Consider the following 17,090-nt stretch of genomic DNA (forward strand, 5'->3'; position numbering starts at 1 on the left):
CTAGGCGGACCGCGTCATGATCCGCAGCACCTCGAGGGTGCGCGGCGGGGTGTCCGGGTCCTCGCCGTCGGCCGTCGCCATCCGCACGTGCGCGTCCCGGGCCGCCCGGACCGCCTCCGGCCAGCCCTGGTTCTCGAAGTACGCGGAGACCTGGGCGTCCGGCCCGACCTGGTGCATGATCCGCAGCACCCGCAGCACGGCGGTGTCGACGAGGGCCGCCTCCTGGGAGTCCCGGAAGATCGTGCCGACGTACTTCTCGGCGGACCAGTTGTCCAGCCAGGTGTCCTCGACCAGGCGGTAGACGGCGTCGGTCACGTCCCCGTACCCGTCGACACCGGCCAGCCAGACCTCCCGCTGGAACACGGGGTCGGAGAGCATGTGCAGCGCGGAGCGCACATTGCTGCGCCAGCGCCACCACGGCATGTCGTTGAGTGGCATGCCGCCCATGGTGGGGGAGCGACGGCCACGGCGGGAAGAGTTCTCCGGAGCTTGCACGGTCATCGATCGTACGTTCTTCCGCTCGGGCGCCTCATCGCCCCCTGCATTTCACCTCGACGCCACCGTTCGATAACCGAGGGTCACCCCCGGGTTGGCGATGTGGCGGAAGCGTGTGGGTACATGACCGGTCGGCGACGCACCCGCAACACCATCCGTCCTCTGCACACCAGGCCGCGCAGAGCCACCGTGCTGTCGGCGGTGGCGTTGGCCGCGTGTGCGTCGCTCGCCGCCGGATGCGGGGTCATCCCCGGTGCCACGGGGGGCGCCGGGGACGGCCCGATCACGGTCATGACCTGGGCCCCGGAGCAGACCGGCGCGACCAACAAGCCCGGCATGCCCGCCTTCGCCCGGGCCTACGCCCGCTGGGTCAACGCGCACGGCGGCATCGCCGGCCACCAGCTCAAGGTCCTGACCTGCAACGACCACAACGACAGCGTGGCCGCCGCGCAGTGCGCGACCACCGCCGTCAAGAACGACGTCGTCGCGGTCGTCGGCTCCTACAGCCAGTACGGCGACTCCTATCTGCCGACGCTGGAGAGCGCCGGCATCCCCTACATAGGCGGCTACGGCGTCACCACCGCCGAGTTCACCAGCCCGCTGTCCTACCCCGTCAACGGCGGCCAGCCCGCCCTGCTGGCGGGTCTCGGCAAGGAACTCGCCGGCGGCTGCGGCCCCGTGGCGCTGATACGGCCCGACAGCATCGCGGGCGACGAACTGCCAGCCATGCTCGACTCCGGCCTCAAGGCGGGCGCGCACCCGGCCGCGGCCGACCAGCGGGCTGCGGACGACACCACCGAGTACTCGTGGCCCGCGCAGAAGGCGCTGAAGACCACCACGACCGACCCGGCGAAGAAGGGGTGCGTGATCCCCGCGCTCGGGGACCGCACCGACACCTTCATGGACTCCTTCCGGCGCGACCGCGAGGAGTATCCCGCGGTGAAGACCGCCGCCACGCTCGACAGCGTCGACCAGACGGTGATCAACGAGTCCGGCGGGCAGTCCGGACCGTACGAGGGGTCGTACGTCACCGGCTGGTACCCGGTGGCGAACGACAAGCGCTGGGACCCCATGAAGAAGGTGATCCGGGAGCACGCCTTCGGCGACAACCGCATCGACCCCGCGGACGCCGGGGTGCAGACGACCTGGATCGCGTACACGGTGTTCAAGGCCGCCGTCGAGTCGCTGGGCAAGGGCGACGTCACCGCCGACACCGTACGCAAGGCCCTCGACGACGGGCTGAAGGTCACCACGGGCGGTCTCACGCCGACGCTGCACTGGGCCGACGAGAGCCGGCTGGCCGCCATCGGCTTCCCGCGCCTGGTCAACGCCGACGTGACGCTTCAGGTGGTGCGCCAGGGCCAGCTCGTGGCGGCGGACAAGGGGTTCGTCAACGCGACCGGGACGCTGGAGGGCGCGGACGTGCACTGAGGTGCACGTCCGCGCCCTCGGCGCGGGTCCCGCCCCGCCGGTCAGAGCTGGGTCGGCTGGCGCTGGGTGAGACCGTACGACTTGGCGATGGCGTTCCACAGCCCGGCCGCCTGCGCCTTCTGCTGGCTCGCCGTGCCGCTCGCGCGGTTGCCGGCCTGGGTCTGGCCGCTCGGGCGGGCCTGGCCCTTCTTGCAGCCCCTCTTGCCGCCGACCTGGTCGGCCCAGGCCGCGTAGTGGTTGTCGGCGGCTGCCGACGCCTGCCACGCCTTGGTCAGCGCGGTGGTCAGCGCCGCGTGGTTCGGGAGCTTGTCGACGGACAGACCGGACAGCCGGGTGACCAGCTGGTTGCGCTGCTTCGCCGCGGAACGCAGGTCCGTGGACGCCTGGCCCAGGTTCGTGCACCCCTTGACGTCGGCCACCGCCCGGATCACCGAGGCCCGGCTGTCGCCGCTGTCGGCGAGCAGCTTGTCCAGGTCGACGGCCTGCTGCTTGGCCGGGTCGGCGGCGGGCGAGGCGGACCCGTCCGTCGCCGGGGCCGTGGCGGAGACCGTCTGGTTCTTGTCCTTGCCGCCGCTCCCGCCACCGCCGAGCAGCGCACCGGCGCCGACACCGAGGACGACGATGCCGATGCCGACGGCCGCGATGAGCGGTATTCGCGACCCGCCCCGGCCGCCGCCGCGCCTGCCCCGGCCCTCGTCGCCTGGCGGGGCGTACGCGGGCTGCTGGGGACGGCCGTAGCCGGGCTGCTGGGGCTGCTCGAAGCGCGGCATCTGCTGGGTGGCCGCGGCCGGGCTCTCGCCGCCGGGCCCGCTGCGGAAGAGGTTGTCGAACTCGGCGGGTGGCTGCCGGTCCTCGCCGTGCGCCATGCCGTACGGCGCTCCGCCGGGCTGGTCGGTCACCGGGGCGATGTACTGCGTGGCCTCGGCGTCGGGCCCGGACGCGGGCGGCATCGGCCCGGCACCGGGCTGCTGCGCGCGCCCCAGGAACTGCGTCGCCTCGGAGGCGGCCGGTGCGCCGCCCACCTCGGGCGGCAGTGCTCCCGGTCCGACGGGGGGTATGTACTGCGTCGCCCCTTCGTCGGCCGGCGCGGCCATCGGCGGGATGAACTGCGTGGCGCCCTCGTCGGCCGCGGGCGGCAGCGGCCCGCCGTACGCACCGGCGGCGTGAGATCCGTAGGGGCCCGGGTCGGCGGGCGGCAGAGGGGCCCCGTGGTCCTGGGCGGTGTACCCGTCGGCGGGCGGCAGGGGCGCGGAGTGGCGGCCGCCCTGCCGGGGCGGCGGAAGGGCCGCGCCGGGGGCGCCGTAGGACGGGCTCTGCGGCGGCAGCGCCGCCGACGGGCCGGGCGCGGGCGCTCTCCACTGGTCCGCCTGCGGCTCATGCTGCTCGGGCGCGGTCCACGACTGGGTCTGCGGCTCTCCCCAGCCCTCGCCCGGCGCCGGGCTCTGCTGCTCGCCGGGGCCCCAGGGCGTGCCCCAGGCCTGTCCGCCGGTCGGGGCTCCGGCCTGCGGGCCGCCGTACGAGCCGGTGGCGTCGTGCGAGCCGCTGTGCCGGCCGTTGTACGGGCCTGCCGGGGCCGGTGCGCCCAGCATGCCCGGCAGCAGCGGTTCGCTCCCGTCCGAGGGCAGCACGATGCCTTCGCGCGCTTCGCGCTGCGAGGGCTCCTCGCCCTGTCCACTCTGCGTCACCGGGACTCCTACGAATGGGGGACCTTCGGAATCGTCGGCTCACGCTACCGGGTCCCCCGAGCCGGGTGCCACGCAGCTCTGGGCCCAACCTCCTTACCTGTGACTGCCGTAACAAAACCGGTCTACAGAGCGCTGCATTTGTCCACTTTTCGGGGCTCGCACGGCGCTCAGGCCGCCGCCTGCACGTCCATGCGCGCCCCGAACTCCCTTACCACCGGCTCTTCCTGATACGGCTCCAGCCGCTGCTGGAAGTCCTCGAGGTACTCGGCGCCCCGGTTGGAGCGCAGGGTCTCGAGGAGGTCCACGGCCTTCAGCCCGGTGGTGCAGGCCTGCTCGACCTCGCGCTGCTGCACCAGCGCCGTGGCCAGCAGGACATAGCCGATGGCCCGCCTGCGCGCCTTCGTCTCGGGGAGCCGGTCCAGTGCCTCCTGCGCCTGCCGTGCCGCCGCGTCGGCCTGTCCGAGGTCCCGGTGGCAGTGCGCCAACTCGTCGGCGAGATACGCCTCGTCGAAGTGCGTGATCCACGCCGGGTCGTCCCCGGACGCGGAGTCGGCGGCCTCGAGCGCCGTGACCGCCCGCCCCGACGCCCCGGCGGTCGCGCGCGCGTCGCCCATCAGCGCGTGCCCGCGCGCCTCCGCCGCATGGAACATGGCCTCCGCGCGCGGGGTCACGCGCCCCCGCGCCCCTTCCTGCGCCGCCCGCGCCAACTGCGCGATCTCACGCGGGTTTCCGAGCTGCGCGGCGAGGTGGCTCATGGAGGCGGCCAGCACGTATCCGCCGTAGCCCCGGTCGCCCGCCGCCTGTGCGAGGCGCAGGGCCTGGATGTAGTAGCGCTGGGCCAGCCCGGGCTGGCCGGTGTCGACGGCCATGTAGCCCGCGAGCTCGGTCAGCCGGGCCACCGCGGCGAACAGGTCGCGCCCGACCGCCTCCCGGTACGACCCCGCCAGCAGCCCCGAGACGACGCTGTTGAGGTAGTGCACGACGACCGGGCGCACATGCCCGCTGCCGTACTGGTGGTCCAGGTCGGTGAGCGCCTGCGTCATCGCGCGCACGGCGGCCACGTCCGACTGCCCCACCCGCGGCCCCGCCGAGCGCGAGACCTGCGAGTCGGGCGCGGAGATCAGCCAGTCACGGCTGGGCTCGACGAGCGCGGAGGCGGCGACGGACGAGCCGGACAGGAAGTCCCGGCGTCCCACGTCGCTGCGCCACAGCTCGCAGACCTGCTCGATGGCTCCCAGCACCGTCGGCGAGAACTGGAGGCCGACGCCCGAGGCGAGGTTCTTGCCGTTGGCCATGCCGATCTCGTCGATCGTGACCGTGCGGCCCAGCTTGCGGCCCAGCGCCTCCGCGATGATCGCGGGGGCGCGTCCGCGCGGCTGCTGGCCGCGCAGCCAGCGGGCCACGGACGTCTTGTCGTAGCGCAGGTCGAGACCGTGCTCGGCACCGCACATGTTGACCCGGCGGGCGAGCCCGGCGTTCGAGCACCCCGCCTCCTGGATGAGCGCCTGCAACCGTTCGTTCGGCTGTCGCGCGACGAGAGGCCTTGCGGCCATGGCGTACCCCCTGGGAACAACCCCTGAAGCGAAAAGATCCGGCCGTGAAGATCAATGCCCCGGTGCCATACGTAAAATGCGAGGCTTGCGCGGATTGCCGGGGTAAAGGCAGTTGCCGACCCCGCATGTGGTTACCCAGATCACCGCGGGGTTCCTCCTGCGCGCCCCCACCCATGCATCCATGCGCCCCAGCCGTGGAATCGATGCTCCTCCCCCGCGCGCGGTACGGCCGTAACCCGAGGTGGGTGCGGGAGTTGAGTTCATCGTGGAAGAGACGATCGCGGGAACCGAAGCCGCTCAGATTCCGAAGCAGCGCGGCGATTCGCTGCTGGAGACCGCCGTACGCTACGCCGAGGAGCGCCACTGGGACGTCTTCCCCGGCACCTGGCTCGAGGCCGTCGACGGGGTGCAGCACTGCTCCTGCTCCGAGCCCGCGTGCGCCGTGCCCGGCGCGCATCCGGCGCGCGAGGACTGGGCGACGCTGGCCACGGGCAGCGCGACCGTCGCCCGCCGGATGTGGCAGAAGCAGCCGACGGCGTCGATCCTGCTGCCGACGGGCCGTACGTTCGACGCGATCGAGGTGGCGGAGAGCGCGGGCTTCCTGGCCCTCGCGCGCATGGAGCGCATGGAGTTGACGCTCGGCCCCGTGACGGTCACCCCGAACCGGCGCATGCACTTCTTCGTCCTGCCCGGCGCGGCCGTGAAGGTGCCGGAACTGGTGCGCAAGCTGGGCTGGTCGCCGGCCTCGCTGGACCTGGTCGCGCTCGGCGAGGGGGCGTACGTGGCCGCGCCGCCCACCCGCTTCGGCTCGCGCGGCGCCGTGCAGTGGGCCTGCCGCCCGACCCCCGCCAACCGCTGGCTGCCCGACGCCGAGGAGCTGATCTCCCCCCTCGCCTACGCCTGCGGACGCGACCGCTGATCCTCCCGCCCGGCGACGACCCCCTAGGGTTTCCCGCATGACAGAGGGAAACGAGGTCGGGATCGCCGCCGTGCGCGTGCGAGGGCTCTGGAAGCGGTTCGGGCAGCAGGTCGCCGTCGCCGGGATCGATCTCGACCTGCCGGCGGGGAAGTTCATCGGGCTGGTCGGGCCCAACGGTGCCGGGAAGACCACCACTCTCTCCATGGTGACGGGGTTGCTGCGGCCCGATCAGGGGAGCGTGGAGGTCGTCGGGCACGACGTGTGGCAGGACCCCGCGGCGGTGAAGGCACGGATCGGGGTGCTGCCGGAGGGGCTCCGGCTCTTCGAACGGCTCTCCGGACGTGAACTCCTCGGCTACAGCGGGCGGTTGCGCGGACTGCCCGGCGCCGAGGTCGACAAGCGGGCCACCCAGCTGCTCGACGTGCTCGACCTGGCCGGCGCCCAGCACAAGCTCGTCGTCGACTACTCGACGGGCATGCGCAAGAAGATCGGCCTCGCGGCCGCGCTCCTCCACAATCCCGAAGTGCTCTTCCTGGACGAGCCGTTCGAGGGCGTCGACCCGGTGTCCGCCCAGATCATCCGCGGGGTGCTCGAGCGGTACACCGCCTCGGGCGCCACCGTCGTCTTCTCCTCCCACGTCATGGAGCTCGTGGAGTCCCTGTGCGACTGGGTGGCCGTCCTGGCCGCCGGCCGCATCCGCGCCCAGGGCACCCTCACCGAGGTGCGCGGGGAGGCGGCCTCGCTCCAGCAGGCGTTCCTCGAACTCGTCGGCGCGGGCGGCCGCGACACCGGCTCCAACCTCGACTGGCTGGGCGGCGGGGCACGATGACGACCGAAGCGAACATCACCCCCGTCGTCGTACGGCTGAAGCTGTCGCTGCTGCGCAACGGCCTCAAGCAGTCCGGCGGGCGGCGGGCCGCCTACGTCGTGTCGGCCGTGGTCGTGGTGCTCTTCGGGGCGCTGCAGTTGCTGGGGCTGATCGCCCTGCGCGGGAACGCGCACGCCCTGTCCGTGGTCACGCTGCTGGTGGCCGTCCTGGCGCTGGGCTGGGCCGTGATGCCGCTGTTCTTCCCGAGCGGCGACGAGACCCTCGACCCGACCCGGCTGGTGATGCTGCCGCTGCGGCCCCGGCCGCTGGTGCGGGCTCTGCTCGCGGCCTCCCTGGTGGGCATCGGGCCGCTGTTCACCCTGCTCCTGCTGACCGGTTCGGTGGTCGCGGTCGCGCACGGCGGCGCGGCGTACGCCGTCGGCGTCGTGGCGGTCGTCCTCGCGCTGCTGGTGTGCGTGGCCCTGGCGCGGGCCGTCGCCGCCGCGAACATCCGGCTGCTGACCAGCCGCAAGGGCCGTGATCTGGCGGTGCTGAGCGGGCTGGTCATCGCGATCGGGGCGCAGCTGGTCAACTTCGGCGCCCAGCACCTGGGTTCGTCGGGACTCTCGCAGCTCGACCCGGTGGCCGACGTACTGGAATGGGTGCCGCCGGCGTCGGCGATCGGTGCGGTCCGTTCGGTGAGCGAGGGCTCGTACGGAGCCGCGGCCGCACAACTGGCCCTGAGCGCCGCCGCGTTGTTCGCGCTGATCGCCGTATGGTCGCGCCATCTGACGAAGTTGATGACCTACCCCGACGGCTCCACCCTCCAGGCCGCCACCGACCGGCCCGTCGGCCGTGGGCGCTCGGCCGGCGGCCTCGCCCGGCTGCTGCCGGCCGGCCGCACCGGCACGGTCATGGAGCGCAGCCTGCGCTACGTCTGGCGCGATCCCAAGACCAAGGCCGCCTGGGTCACCTCGCTGGCGATCGGCGTCATCGTGCCGGTGTTCAACGCGCTGCAGGGCACCGGCTCGATCTACTTCGCGTGCTTCGCCGCCGGGATGCTCGGCATCCAGATGTACAACCAGTTCGGGCAGGACACCTCCGCGTTCTGGATGGTCGCCACGACCATCTCCTCCCCGCACGACGCCTACGTCGAGCTGCGCGGGCGGGCCCTGGCCCTGCTGGTGATCACCCTGCCGTACGCGACCCTCGTCACCGTCCTGACCACCGCGATGCTCGGCGGCTGGCCCCGCCTGCCCGAGGTGCTCGGCCTCTCCTTCGCCCTCCTCGGCGCGATGCTCGCGACCGGCGCCTGGACCTCCGCCCGCTTCCCGTACTCCATCCCGCAGGAGGGCTACAAGAACGTCGCCCCCGGCCAGACCGGCCTCGCCGTGATCTCCATCCTGGGCGGCATGATCTCCGCGGCCCTGCTGTGCTCCCCCGTCATCGTCGCGGCGATCTGGGTCAACATCGCGAAGAACGGCGACCAGTGGGGCTGGCTCCTCCTCCCCCTGGGCGCCGCCTACGGTGCCACGATCACCTGGTCCGGCCTCCGCCTGGCAGCCCCCCGCACGGCGTCCCGCCTGCCGGAGATCCTGACGGCGGTGAGCAAGGGCTGACCTTTTCGGCACACAAGGACCTGCAGGTCTTCAGGGGCGCGGGGAACGGCGCGAGAAACCACGACGCACCCGCACCCGCCGACACACACGGGCCCCCACCCCACTAGGCGCCCCCAGCCCCCCGCACCGCATCGAGAAACGGCTCAATCGCGGCCCGCCATCCCTCCGGCTGGTCGTAATGCACAAGATGCCCCGCATCGGCAACCTCCGCATACTCCCCCCGCGGCAGCACCCGCACCATCTCCTGCGCCTCGGCCCGCCCCAGCTCCCCGTCCAGCCCCCGCACCACCAGCGCGGCGCACCGCACCTGCGCCAGCTCCTCCCAGTGCGCGTCGTACACCCACGTCTCACGCGACTTCAGCATCTGATCGGGCACGAACACCGGCCGCCAGCCGTCGGCGGACTCGTGCATCACCTCGGCGTAGAACTCCCCCCGCGCCGCGTTGGGCCGCTCCACCCACGGATCGTCCTCGCCGAACCACTTCCGTACGTCGGCCAGCGTGGCGAACGGCACCGGCCACGCCTCGAACCACTCCGACCACTCCCGCTGCGAGGCGGCACCCAGCGCCGACGCCCGCATGTCGCAGATGATCACGCCCTGCACCAGGTCGGGCCGGGCCGCGGCCAGCTGCCAGGCGGTCAGCGCGCCCATGGCGTGGCCGATGAGGACGGCCGGGGCGAGGCCGAGCTGTTCCAGGGCGGCCTCGGCGTCCTGGACGTAGGCCTCACGCGTGAAGGCGGCCCGCGGGGGCTTGTCGCTCTGGCCGTGACCACGCTGGTCGAGCGCGACCGCGCGGTGCCGCTCGGAGAGCCAGCGGGCCGTGGAGGCCCAGTGCGAGGCGCGGCCCATCAGGCCGTGCAATAACAGCACGCCCGGGGTGTCCTCGCCCGGTGTGCCGTCCGCCGGGTCGGTCTTGGGCGGGTCGCCGAACTCCCAGGCCGCGAGGCGTACACCGCCCGCCCCGGTCACGTCGATGCGTCGCGCCATGGTTCTGGTACCCCCCTGGCTCCGTGAACCGCGTCCTGCCGTCGCCTGCGGATGACCGGTCCCTGTGCGCCACTCCCCAGCGCACATCCCGCGTGACCGCCCACCGCAGGCTATCGAATGACTATTCGAAAATGCTGTATCTGCGAGCAACACCCCTCGTACGAGTGACCTCCCCCAAGGCATGATCGCCGCCGCCGAGGGGAGATCTTCTGCGGGGAGCGGACCGCTCGGGGAAAACGGTCCGTGGGGATGACCCTGGGAGCTCGGGGCTCCGGGTCAGCACAGGGGAGGACAGGCCCCGGCGCCATGCGGCGCCGGGGCCCTCCACACGTCTGCGGCACATCCTCCCGCCCCCTCAGGTCATATGCCTCACGCGACAGCCTTGCACGCGAAACGTCCGGGCGCTTGCGATTTCGGCCACCGGTCCGTGGCCTCGAAGCGATGGCCGCGAAATCCGCACGGCACCTCAATTTCCCTTGGGGCAACGGAGGTTGACGAGTGACCGCGGGCCGGCCGGACTCAGCGCTTGGCGACGAACACGTGGGAGGCCACGTCCGCCTCAAGCTCGGCCGCCTCACCGCCGCTGCCCACCAGCACGCCGCCCGCCGACTCCGTCACGCTGACCACCGAACCGGGCTGCACGCCCGCCCGCCGCAGCGTGTACATCAGCTGCGCGTCCGTCTGGATCGGCTCGCCGATGCGGCGCACCACGACCGTCTTGCCGTCGGCACCCGGGTCGAGGTCCGCCAGCGACACCATGCCCTCGTCCAGGAACGGGAGGGCGCCGTCCTTCTCGCCCAGCTCCTCCAGGCCCGGGATCGGGTTGCCGTACGGCGACTCGGTCGGGTGGCGCAGCAGCTCCAGCACGCGCCGCTCCACGGCCTCGCTCATCACGTGCTCCCAGCGGCACGCCTCGGCGTGCACCTGCTCCCACTCCAGACCGATCACATCGACGAGCAGACACTCGGCGAGGCGGTGCTTGCGCATCACGCGCGTGGCGAGCCGGCGCCCCTCGTCCGTGAGCTCCAGGTGACGGTCGGTGGCGACGGACACCAGGCCGTCACGCTCCATCCGCGCCACCGTCTGGCTGACGGTCGGCCCGCTCTGGTCCAGGCGCTCGGCGATCCGGGCCCGCATGGGCACCACACCTTCCTCCTCCAGCTCGAGGATGGTGCGGAGATACATCTCCGTGGTGTCGATCAGTCCGGACATACATGCCCCTCGGTGAGATCTGCCGGAAGCAACGACAGCTTCCCGGCGCGTGCGCTGGCCCTGGAGCCAATTCTGACGCATACCACTGACAACCGTGCCGCGCCGTTGAAACCAGGGCCTCCCGCCCCGTGCGCCACAGGGCCCCCACCACCGTATTGACACGGCACTGGTCCAGACCGCACGGTGATCCGCGACACAGACACCCGACGCCTTACCGGAAGGGCCCGCATGAGCGACGGCAAACTGGCCGACCAGTTCTTCGACGCCGCGATCGACCTCCTGCGCCGGGTCCGGGACGAGGAGGCGGAGTCCATCACGGCGGCCGGAACGCTGCTCGCCGACACGGTCACGGAGGGCGGACGGCTCTTCGCCTTCGGCGCCGGGCACTCCTCGCTCGCCGCGCAGGACGTCGTCTACCGCGCGGGCGGCCTCGCCCTGATGAACCTGCTCACCGTGCCGGGCGTCGTCGGCGTCGACGTCCGGCCCGCCACGCTGGGCTCCGCCCTGGAGCGCGTGGACGGCCTCGCGAGCGTGGTGCTCGACTGCTCCCCGCTGCGCGCCGGCGACGCGCTGGTGATCATCTCGCTCTCCGGCCGCAACGCCCTCCCCGTGGAGATGGCGATGAAGGCGCGCGACCTGGGTGTGAAGGTCATCGGCGTGACCTCGGTGGCGTACGCGACGGAGACCCGTTCCCGGCACGCCTCGGGCACCTACCTGCGCGACCACTGCGACATCGTCCTGGACTCCAAGATCGCCATCGGCGACGCGACCCTCACCCTGGACACCGTCCCGGCCCCCTTCGCCCCGGCGTCCACCGTCGTCACCAGCGCGATCCTCCAGTCGGTCATGGCCACGGCGGCCGGCGCCCTCGCCTCCCGCGGCATCGAGCCCCCGCTCCTGCGTTCGGGCAACGTGGACGGCGGCCACGAGTGGAACGCCCAGGTGATGAAGGAGTACGGCGACCGGATCTTCTACCAGCAGTAAGCGCCACCCGCACGCACGCGGGTCCTAGGGCCTGTCGTGCCCCAGGACCTCCGCCAGATCCAGCGCCGCCGCGATCCGTACGGCCACGTCCTCCGCGTACACCGCGTCGGACCGCTCGAAGGGACTCCGCCCACCCCCGCGCAGAAACGTCACGACACCGAACGAACGCCCGCGGCTCCGCAGCACCGCGCACAACGCGTGCACCGTGTCCGCGGGCCACTGCCGCGCCACCGCCCACTCCCGCGCCTGCTCGGCCGGCACCGCGCCCACGGTCGCCCGCACGGACCCCGTCCGCTCCACGCACTGCAGCGCCGGATGCCCCTGCGCATACCGCACCGGCAGCCCCGCCTGCCCGGTGAGCAGGCTCGGCCCCGGCGCCCCGGAGGGCGTCGCGGCGACCCGCACCAGCCGTACGGGGCCCCCCTCCCCGTCGGCCACGGCACCACCGGCGACCCGGTCGATCAGCGCGTGGTCGGCGAACCCGGCGAGCGCGAAATCGAGATGGACGGTCGCCGCCTCCCGCGGATCCTCGCTCTCCGCGGCCGCACGCGCCGCCCGGTGCAGCTGATTCGCCCGGAACCGCAGCTGCGCAGCCTCCTGCTCCCCCTGCTTGCCCGCGGTCACGTCCACGAAGAGCCAGGCGACGCCCAGCGGCACCGGCTCCTCCGCCAGCGGCGAGGCAAGCCGTACGAAGCCGCAGCGCCAGCACCGCCGCTGCTCGCCCTCCGCCGTCCGCACACTCACCCAGATCTCGGCCGGCGCGGGCGGCGCACCCTCCGCGAGCACATGCGTGAGCGCGCTCTCCAGCTCCTCCACGCCCTGGGCGAGCAGCTCGCCCAGCGGGCGGCCCAGCGCGGAAGTACGCCCTATGCCGAGCGCACGCGCGGCGTGCGCGTTCACCACGGCCGGCCGCAGGTCGGCGTCGACCAGCACCACACCCCAGCTCGCGTCCTCGAACAGCGCCTCGCTCAGCGCGATCGACCGCTCCAGGTCGATCTGCGCGTGCACCTCGCTGAAGGCGCAGTACACGCCCGCGGGCTTGCCGTCGGGCCCGCGCACCGCGGCGGACTGCGTGCGCACCAGCACCCGTCCGCCGTCCTTCGTCAGCAGCGCGAACTCGTGCACCTGCCGTCCGGGGGCCTCCATGGCGGACATCAGCCGCTCCTCGACCTCCGCGGCGTCCGCCTCCCGCACGGCCCAACCGGCGAACCCGTGCCGGCCCACGGCCTCGGCCGCGGTCCATCCCAGAATCCGCTCGGCCTCGCGGTTCCAGTGGGTCACGACACCGCCGGCGTCGAAGGCACACAGTGCCGCGTCCATTCCGTCGAGCAGCGCGGCCAGCAGATCGGAGCCGTCAGGGCCCACCGGACCTACCGGCTCGGGCTCGTCCGGCCCCAGCTCATCGGTGGTCCCACTACGCCGGGAAGCACTCACCTGGACCCCCTGCCAAGCTGCGTCCGCACCAACAGCGCGTCGGTTCGCTCACTTGCAATCATCCAACCTGAACGTGACACAGCACACACCGAGTTCCCCAAGATTGAAGGAATCGTTGCAACGCCCGCCACTCCTATGATCCGGCGTCCACCAGCCGAAGATCAATCCACAGGTCGTCCTCGCCGTCCAGCACATACCGCTCGACCTCGACGAATCCCTGCTTTTCGGCAAAGCGCAGGCCGTCCTCATTGACCGCCAGAACGCACGTCTCGATCACGCCTGCCCCCTGCACGCGCGCGTACTCGAGCCCTTTCTCGTAGAGAGCCGTCCCGAACCCGCGCCCGCGGAATGCAGGCAGCACGCGCGCGATGACCGTCGCCACCGCGTCCGCGCCCCCGGGCGGCCGCACCGTCGAACACCCGACGAGCTCGTCACCGACGTAGGCGTTCTCCAGCCGGTACCGTCCGGCGCGCTCCCGCACCTCGTCGAGGGACATCGCCGCGGGCGGCACGATCACGTTGTGCACATGCCGCCACTCCTCGAGCATGGCCTCCCCGGCCACCGCCTCCATACGGAGCTCAGTCACGAGGACCCTCTCCGCGCCGCGCGTACACCTCGATCTCGATCTTCATCCGGGGATCCGCGAGCCCGACGACCATCATCGTCGCCGCCGGCCGCACGTCCCCGAACACCCTCCGCAGGACCGGCCAGCACGGCTCGAAGTCGTCCCGCTCGGGCAGCAGATACCGCACCCGCACGACATCGGCGAAGCCGCACCCCGCCTCCGTGAGCGCCGTCCCGATGTTCCATATGCACTGCTCGGCCTGCTCGACCACGTCGTCGGAGATGGTCATGGTCGTGTAGTCGAACCCGGTGGTCCCGGAGACATGCACCCACTCCCCGTCCACCACGGCCCGTGCGTACCCGATCTGCTCCTCGAAGGTCGACCCACTGAGGATCGCGCGTCGCTGCGTCATGCGCGAAACGCTAGGTCACGGGCCTGAGCCAAAAAAGAGGTTGATCGTGCGCGGAGCGGTTCTTAGGGTGTGGCGTACACGAGAAGGGAGGTGGTTCGGCAGATGTATGAATACCGGACGCGTGAGGTGGCTGCGGGCTAGCGGCTCGTCACCACATCCAGTGCGGTGCCGGACCAGCACGTGAGAGAAACGTGCAGCCGGCCCAATCCCAGCAGTCACCCGACCCGCGAGCTCGCCGGTACGTCCGGCCGGCTCCCCCGCCGTGAGGCAGGGGAACCCGAGCTCGCGGGTCGTCTGCGTTGCCAGGGGTTCGCATCGCTCAGCGGGCGATGTCCTCGTACCCCTCGATCTCCTGCGGACTCCGCGACGACGGACCCACATACCGGGCCGACGGCCGCACCAGCCGTCCCGTCCGCTTCTGCTCCAGGATGTGCGCCGACCAGCCGGCCGTGCGGGCGCAGGTGAACATGGACGTGAACATGTGGGCCGGGACCTCGGCGAAGTCGAGGACGATCGCCGCCCAGAACTCGACGTTGGTCGCGAGGACCCGGTCCGGGCGGCGGGCGTGCAGCTCCTCCAGAGCCGCCTTCTCCAGCGCCTCGGCCACCTGGAAGCGCGGCGCGCCCAGCTCGCGGGCCGTGCGCCGCAGCACGCGCGCGCGGGGGTCCTCGGCGCGGTAGACGCGGTGCCCGAAGCCCATCAGGCGCTCGCCCCTGTCCAGTGCCTGCTTCACGTATGCCTCGGCGTCCCCGGTCCGCTCGATCTCCTCGATCATGCCGAGCACGCGCGAGGGTGCGCCGCCGTGCAGCGGCCCGGACATCGCTCCTACTGCGCCGGAGAGCGCGGCGGCGACGTCCGCGCCGGTCGACGCGATCACCCGCGCCGTGAAGGTGGAGGCGTTCATGCCGTGCTCGGCGGCGGAGGTCCAGTAGGCGTCGACGGCCGCGACGTGCTTGGGGTCGGGCTCGCCGCGCCAGCGGATCATGAAGCGCTCGGTGATCGAGTGGGCCTTGTCGATCTCCCGCTGCGGGACCATGGGCCGGCCCTGGCCGCGGGCGGACTGGGCGACGTAGGAGAGCGCCATGACGGCCGCTCTGGCCAGGTCCGCGCGGGCCTGATCGGCGTCGATGTCCAGCAGTGGTTTCAGGCCCCACACCGGCGCCAGCATGGCCAGCGCCGACTGCACGTCGACGCGGATGTCGCCGGAGTGCACGGGGATCGGGAACGGTTCGGCGGGCGGCAGGCCGGGGTTGAAGGCGCCGTCGACGAGCAGCCCCCAGACGTTGCCGAACGAGACGTGACCGACCAGGTCCTCGATGTCGACGCCGCGGTAGCGAAGGGCGCCGCCCTCCTTGTCCGGTTCGGCGATCTCCGTCTCGAACGCGACGACTCCCTCGAGTCCGGGTACGAAGTCGGACATCAGGCGGCTCCTCGTGATGTGTACGGCGGATATGCACGACTCAAAGGGCGGCCCGCCGCCGGATCCCCGGCCGCTCGTGCGACTCGTGGTCCTGGGTGGCCACGGGTGTGATGCCCCGTGCGGCTGGTCGCTCAACCAGAACGGACCAGCACGATATCTCCGAGTGCCAGTTTTGGGGAGACTTCGCGGCACTGAGTGCCACGTACGACTCTCCCATCATGACGGACACCCCGCGGGACGGCACGCGCGCATACGGCAAGATGACCGCGTGACCGACCGAGACGCCGTCCCCTTCGACCCCGCCGCGATGCGCAGGCAGTACCGGGCCGAGGGTCTCGCCGAGACCGACCTGCCCGCGACCCCGGTGGCCCAGTTCGCCAGCTGGTTCGAGCAGGCCGCGACCGAGGCCCACCTCTTCGAGCCGAACGCCATGGTCGTCTCCACGGCGAACGCGGAGGGCCGCCCCAGCTCGCGCACCGTGCTGCTGAAGAGCTTCGACGAGCGGGGCTTCGTCTTCTACACCAACTACGGCTCCCGCAAGGCCGCCGACCTCGCGGAGAACCCGTACGTCTCGCTGCTCTTCCCCTGGCACCCGATGGCCCGCCAGGTCATCGTCTCGGGCGTCGCCCGCCGCACCGGCCGCGACGAGACGGCCGCCTACTTCCGCACCCGCCCGCACGGGTCGCAGCTCGGTGCCTGGGCCAGCGCGCAGTCGAGCGTGATCGCCGGCCGCGCGGAACTCGACGCCGCGTACGCCGAGCTGGCCGACCGCTACCCCGAGGGTGAGAAGGTCCCGGTCCCGCCGCACTGGGGCGGCTTCCGGGTCGCTCCGGAGTCGGTGGAGTTCTGGCAGGGCCGCGAGAACCGGCTGCACGACCGGTTGCGCTACGTGGCACAGGCGGCCGGCGGCTGGCGGCTGGAGCGGCTCAGTCCCTGAGGTCCTCCCCGGGCCCGTCTCGGCCGAGCACCTCGTCCAGCAACGACGCCCACTGCGCCACCACCCGCTCCCGTCGCCCGCCGTCGTCCGTGAGCAGGTTCGCGAGGCCGAGGCCGCGGGCCATGTCCAGGAGGCCCTGGACGGTTTCGCGGACGCCGTGGCGGGACTCGTCGGCGGCCAGGAGGTCGACGGCTATGCGGTGGGTCTCGCGGCCGACGCGGGCCTCGAGTTCGGTGACGCGGGGGCGCAGCTGCTCCTCGTTGGAGGCGGCGACCCACAGGTGGAGGGCGGCCCGGAACAGGGGGCCCGTGTAGAGGTCGACGAGGGCGGTGACCACGGCTCGCCGGTCGCCGGACGCGCCGTGGGGGAAGAGGGCGCGCATCGCCGTGGAGCGTTCCTCGGCGACGTACTCGACGGCTGCGGTGAAGAGGTCCTCGCGGGTCGGGAAGTGGTGCTGGGCGGCGCCGCGGGAGACGCCGGCGCGTTCGGCCACGACGGAGACCGTGGAGCCCGCCCAGCCGCGCTCGGCGAGGCAGGCCACGGCGGCCTCCAGGAGCCGCTGCCGGGTGGCCCGGCTGCGGTCCTGCTTGGGCACGCGGTCGACCGAGGTCATGGCAGCCGTCTCACA

16 protein-coding genes are annotated in these 17,090 nt (G+C 72.4%); 6 read left to right on the top strand and 10 right to left on the bottom strand.

Annotated elements, in window-relative coordinates:
• Positions 1-501 (bottom strand): hypothetical protein, encoded by a 501-nt coding sequence (locus ACIBN2_RS21675; protein WP_399136299.1) that lies wholly within the window; start codon positions 499-501, stop codon positions 1-3.
• A 117-nt stretch (positions 502-618) separates the two neighbouring features.
• On the opposite strand from ACIBN2_RS21675, the gene ACIBN2_RS21680 reads away from it, so the two are divergent.
• Positions 619-1,926, top strand: coding sequence for an ABC transporter substrate-binding protein (locus ACIBN2_RS21680; RefSeq protein WP_399136300.1), 1,308 nt, complete (start codon positions 619-621; stop codon positions 1,924-1,926).
• 41 nt (positions 1,927-1,967) lie between these two features.
• On the opposite strand, the gene ACIBN2_RS21685 is transcribed toward ACIBN2_RS21680, so the two are convergent.
• Together ACIBN2_RS21685 and ACIBN2_RS21690 are read right to left on the bottom strand one after the other, a co-directional pair.
• On the bottom strand, positions 1,968-3,611 hold the full coding sequence (locus ACIBN2_RS21685; RefSeq protein ID WP_399136301.1) for a hypothetical protein: 1,644 nt from the start codon (positions 3,609-3,611) through the stop codon (positions 1,968-1,970).
• A 167-nt stretch (positions 3,612-3,778) separates the two neighbouring features.
• Positions 3,779-5,164: a transcriptional regulator gene (locus ACIBN2_RS21690; RefSeq protein ID WP_399136303.1), complete on the bottom strand. Its 1,386-nt coding sequence runs from the start codon at positions 5,162-5,164 to the stop codon at positions 3,779-3,781.
• 265 nt (positions 5,165-5,429) lie between these two features.
• Between ACIBN2_RS21690 and ACIBN2_RS21695 the strand changes: the two genes are divergently transcribed.
• The 3 genes from ACIBN2_RS21695 to ACIBN2_RS21705 are packed head-to-tail and all read left to right on the top strand — an operon-like array spanning position 5,430 to position 8,510.
• Positions 5,430-6,083 carry a bifunctional DNA primase/polymerase gene (locus ACIBN2_RS21695; protein ID WP_399136304.1) on the top strand — a complete coding sequence of 218 codons (654 nt, stop codon included), beginning with the start codon at positions 5,430-5,432 and terminating at the stop codon, positions 6,081-6,083.
• Between the two features lie 37 nt (positions 6,084-6,120).
• On the top strand, positions 6,121-6,912 hold the full coding sequence (locus tag ACIBN2_RS21700) for an ABC transporter ATP-binding protein (protein WP_399136306.1): 792 nt from the start codon (positions 6,121-6,123) through the stop codon (positions 6,910-6,912).
• On the top strand, positions 6,909-8,510 hold the full coding sequence (locus ACIBN2_RS21705; protein ID WP_399136308.1) for a transporter: 1,602 nt from the start codon (positions 6,909-6,911) through the stop codon (positions 8,508-8,510). Before ACIBN2_RS21700 ends, ACIBN2_RS21705 begins: the two co-directional genes overlap by 4 nt.
• Positions 8,511-8,613: 103 nt before the next feature.
• Here ACIBN2_RS21705 and ACIBN2_RS21710 read toward each other — a convergent pair whose 3' ends face one another.
• A complete protein-coding gene (locus ACIBN2_RS21710; RefSeq protein ID WP_399136310.1) occupies positions 8,614-9,498 on the bottom strand; it encodes an alpha/beta fold hydrolase in 885 nt (294 codons plus the stop codon).
• A 519-nt stretch (positions 9,499-10,017) separates the two neighbouring features.
• The gene (locus tag ACIBN2_RS21715; RefSeq protein WP_399136312.1) at positions 10,018-10,710 is read right to left on the bottom strand and encodes a metal-dependent transcriptional regulator; all 693 of its coding nucleotides are present in this window, start codon (positions 10,708-10,710) and stop codon (positions 10,018-10,020) included.
• Between the two features lie 228 nt (positions 10,711-10,938).
• Here ACIBN2_RS21715 and ACIBN2_RS21720 point away from each other — a divergent pair, with 228 nt between their 5' ends.
• Positions 10,939-11,694: an SIS domain-containing protein gene (locus ACIBN2_RS21720; protein WP_399136314.1), complete on the top strand. Its 756-nt coding sequence runs from the start codon at positions 10,939-10,941 to the stop codon at positions 11,692-11,694.
• 24 nt (positions 11,695-11,718) lie between these two features.
• Here ACIBN2_RS21720 and ACIBN2_RS21725 read toward each other — a convergent pair whose 3' ends face one another.
• From ACIBN2_RS21725 to ACIBN2_RS21740, 4 genes are all read right to left on the bottom strand, one after another.
• Positions 11,719-13,128, bottom strand: a complete 1,410-nt coding sequence (locus tag ACIBN2_RS21725) for a PAS domain-containing protein (RefSeq protein WP_399136316.1) — start codon at positions 13,126-13,128, stop codon at positions 11,719-11,721.
• A 133-nt stretch (positions 13,129-13,261) separates the two neighbouring features.
• A complete protein-coding gene (locus ACIBN2_RS21730; RefSeq protein WP_399136318.1) occupies positions 13,262-13,699 on the bottom strand; it encodes a GNAT family N-acetyltransferase in 438 nt (145 codons plus the stop codon).
• 7 nt (positions 13,700-13,706) lie between these two features.
• Positions 13,707-14,105 carry a RidA family protein gene (locus tag ACIBN2_RS21735; protein WP_399136319.1) on the bottom strand — a complete coding sequence of 133 codons (399 nt, stop codon included), beginning with the start codon at positions 14,103-14,105 and terminating at the stop codon, positions 13,707-13,709.
• Positions 14,106-14,424: 319 nt separating this feature from the next.
• A complete protein-coding gene (locus ACIBN2_RS21740; RefSeq protein ID WP_399136321.1) occupies positions 14,425-15,525 on the bottom strand; it encodes a citrate synthase 2 in 1,101 nt (366 codons plus the stop codon).
• A gap of 268 nt (positions 15,526-15,793) precedes the next feature.
• Here ACIBN2_RS21740 and pdxH point away from each other — a divergent pair, with 268 nt between their 5' ends.
• Positions 15,794-16,462: a pyridoxamine 5'-phosphate oxidase gene (gene pdxH / locus ACIBN2_RS21745; protein ID WP_399136323.1), complete on the top strand. Its 669-nt coding sequence runs from the start codon at positions 15,794-15,796 to the stop codon at positions 16,460-16,462.
• Here pdxH and ACIBN2_RS21750 read toward each other — a convergent pair.
• Positions 16,452-17,075 carry a TetR/AcrR family transcriptional regulator gene (locus ACIBN2_RS21750; RefSeq protein ID WP_399136325.1) on the bottom strand — a complete coding sequence of 208 codons (624 nt, stop codon included), beginning with the start codon at positions 17,073-17,075 and terminating at the stop codon, positions 16,452-16,454. The two genes, pdxH and ACIBN2_RS21750, sit on opposite strands and share 11 nt — an antisense overlap.
• Between the last annotated feature and the right edge of the window lie 15 nt (positions 17,076-17,090).

Source organism: Streptomyces sp. NPDC050534 (assembly GCF_044457745.1).
In the GTDB taxonomy this organism is placed as follows: Bacteria; Actinomycetota; Actinomycetes; order Streptomycetales; family Streptomycetaceae; genus Streptomyces.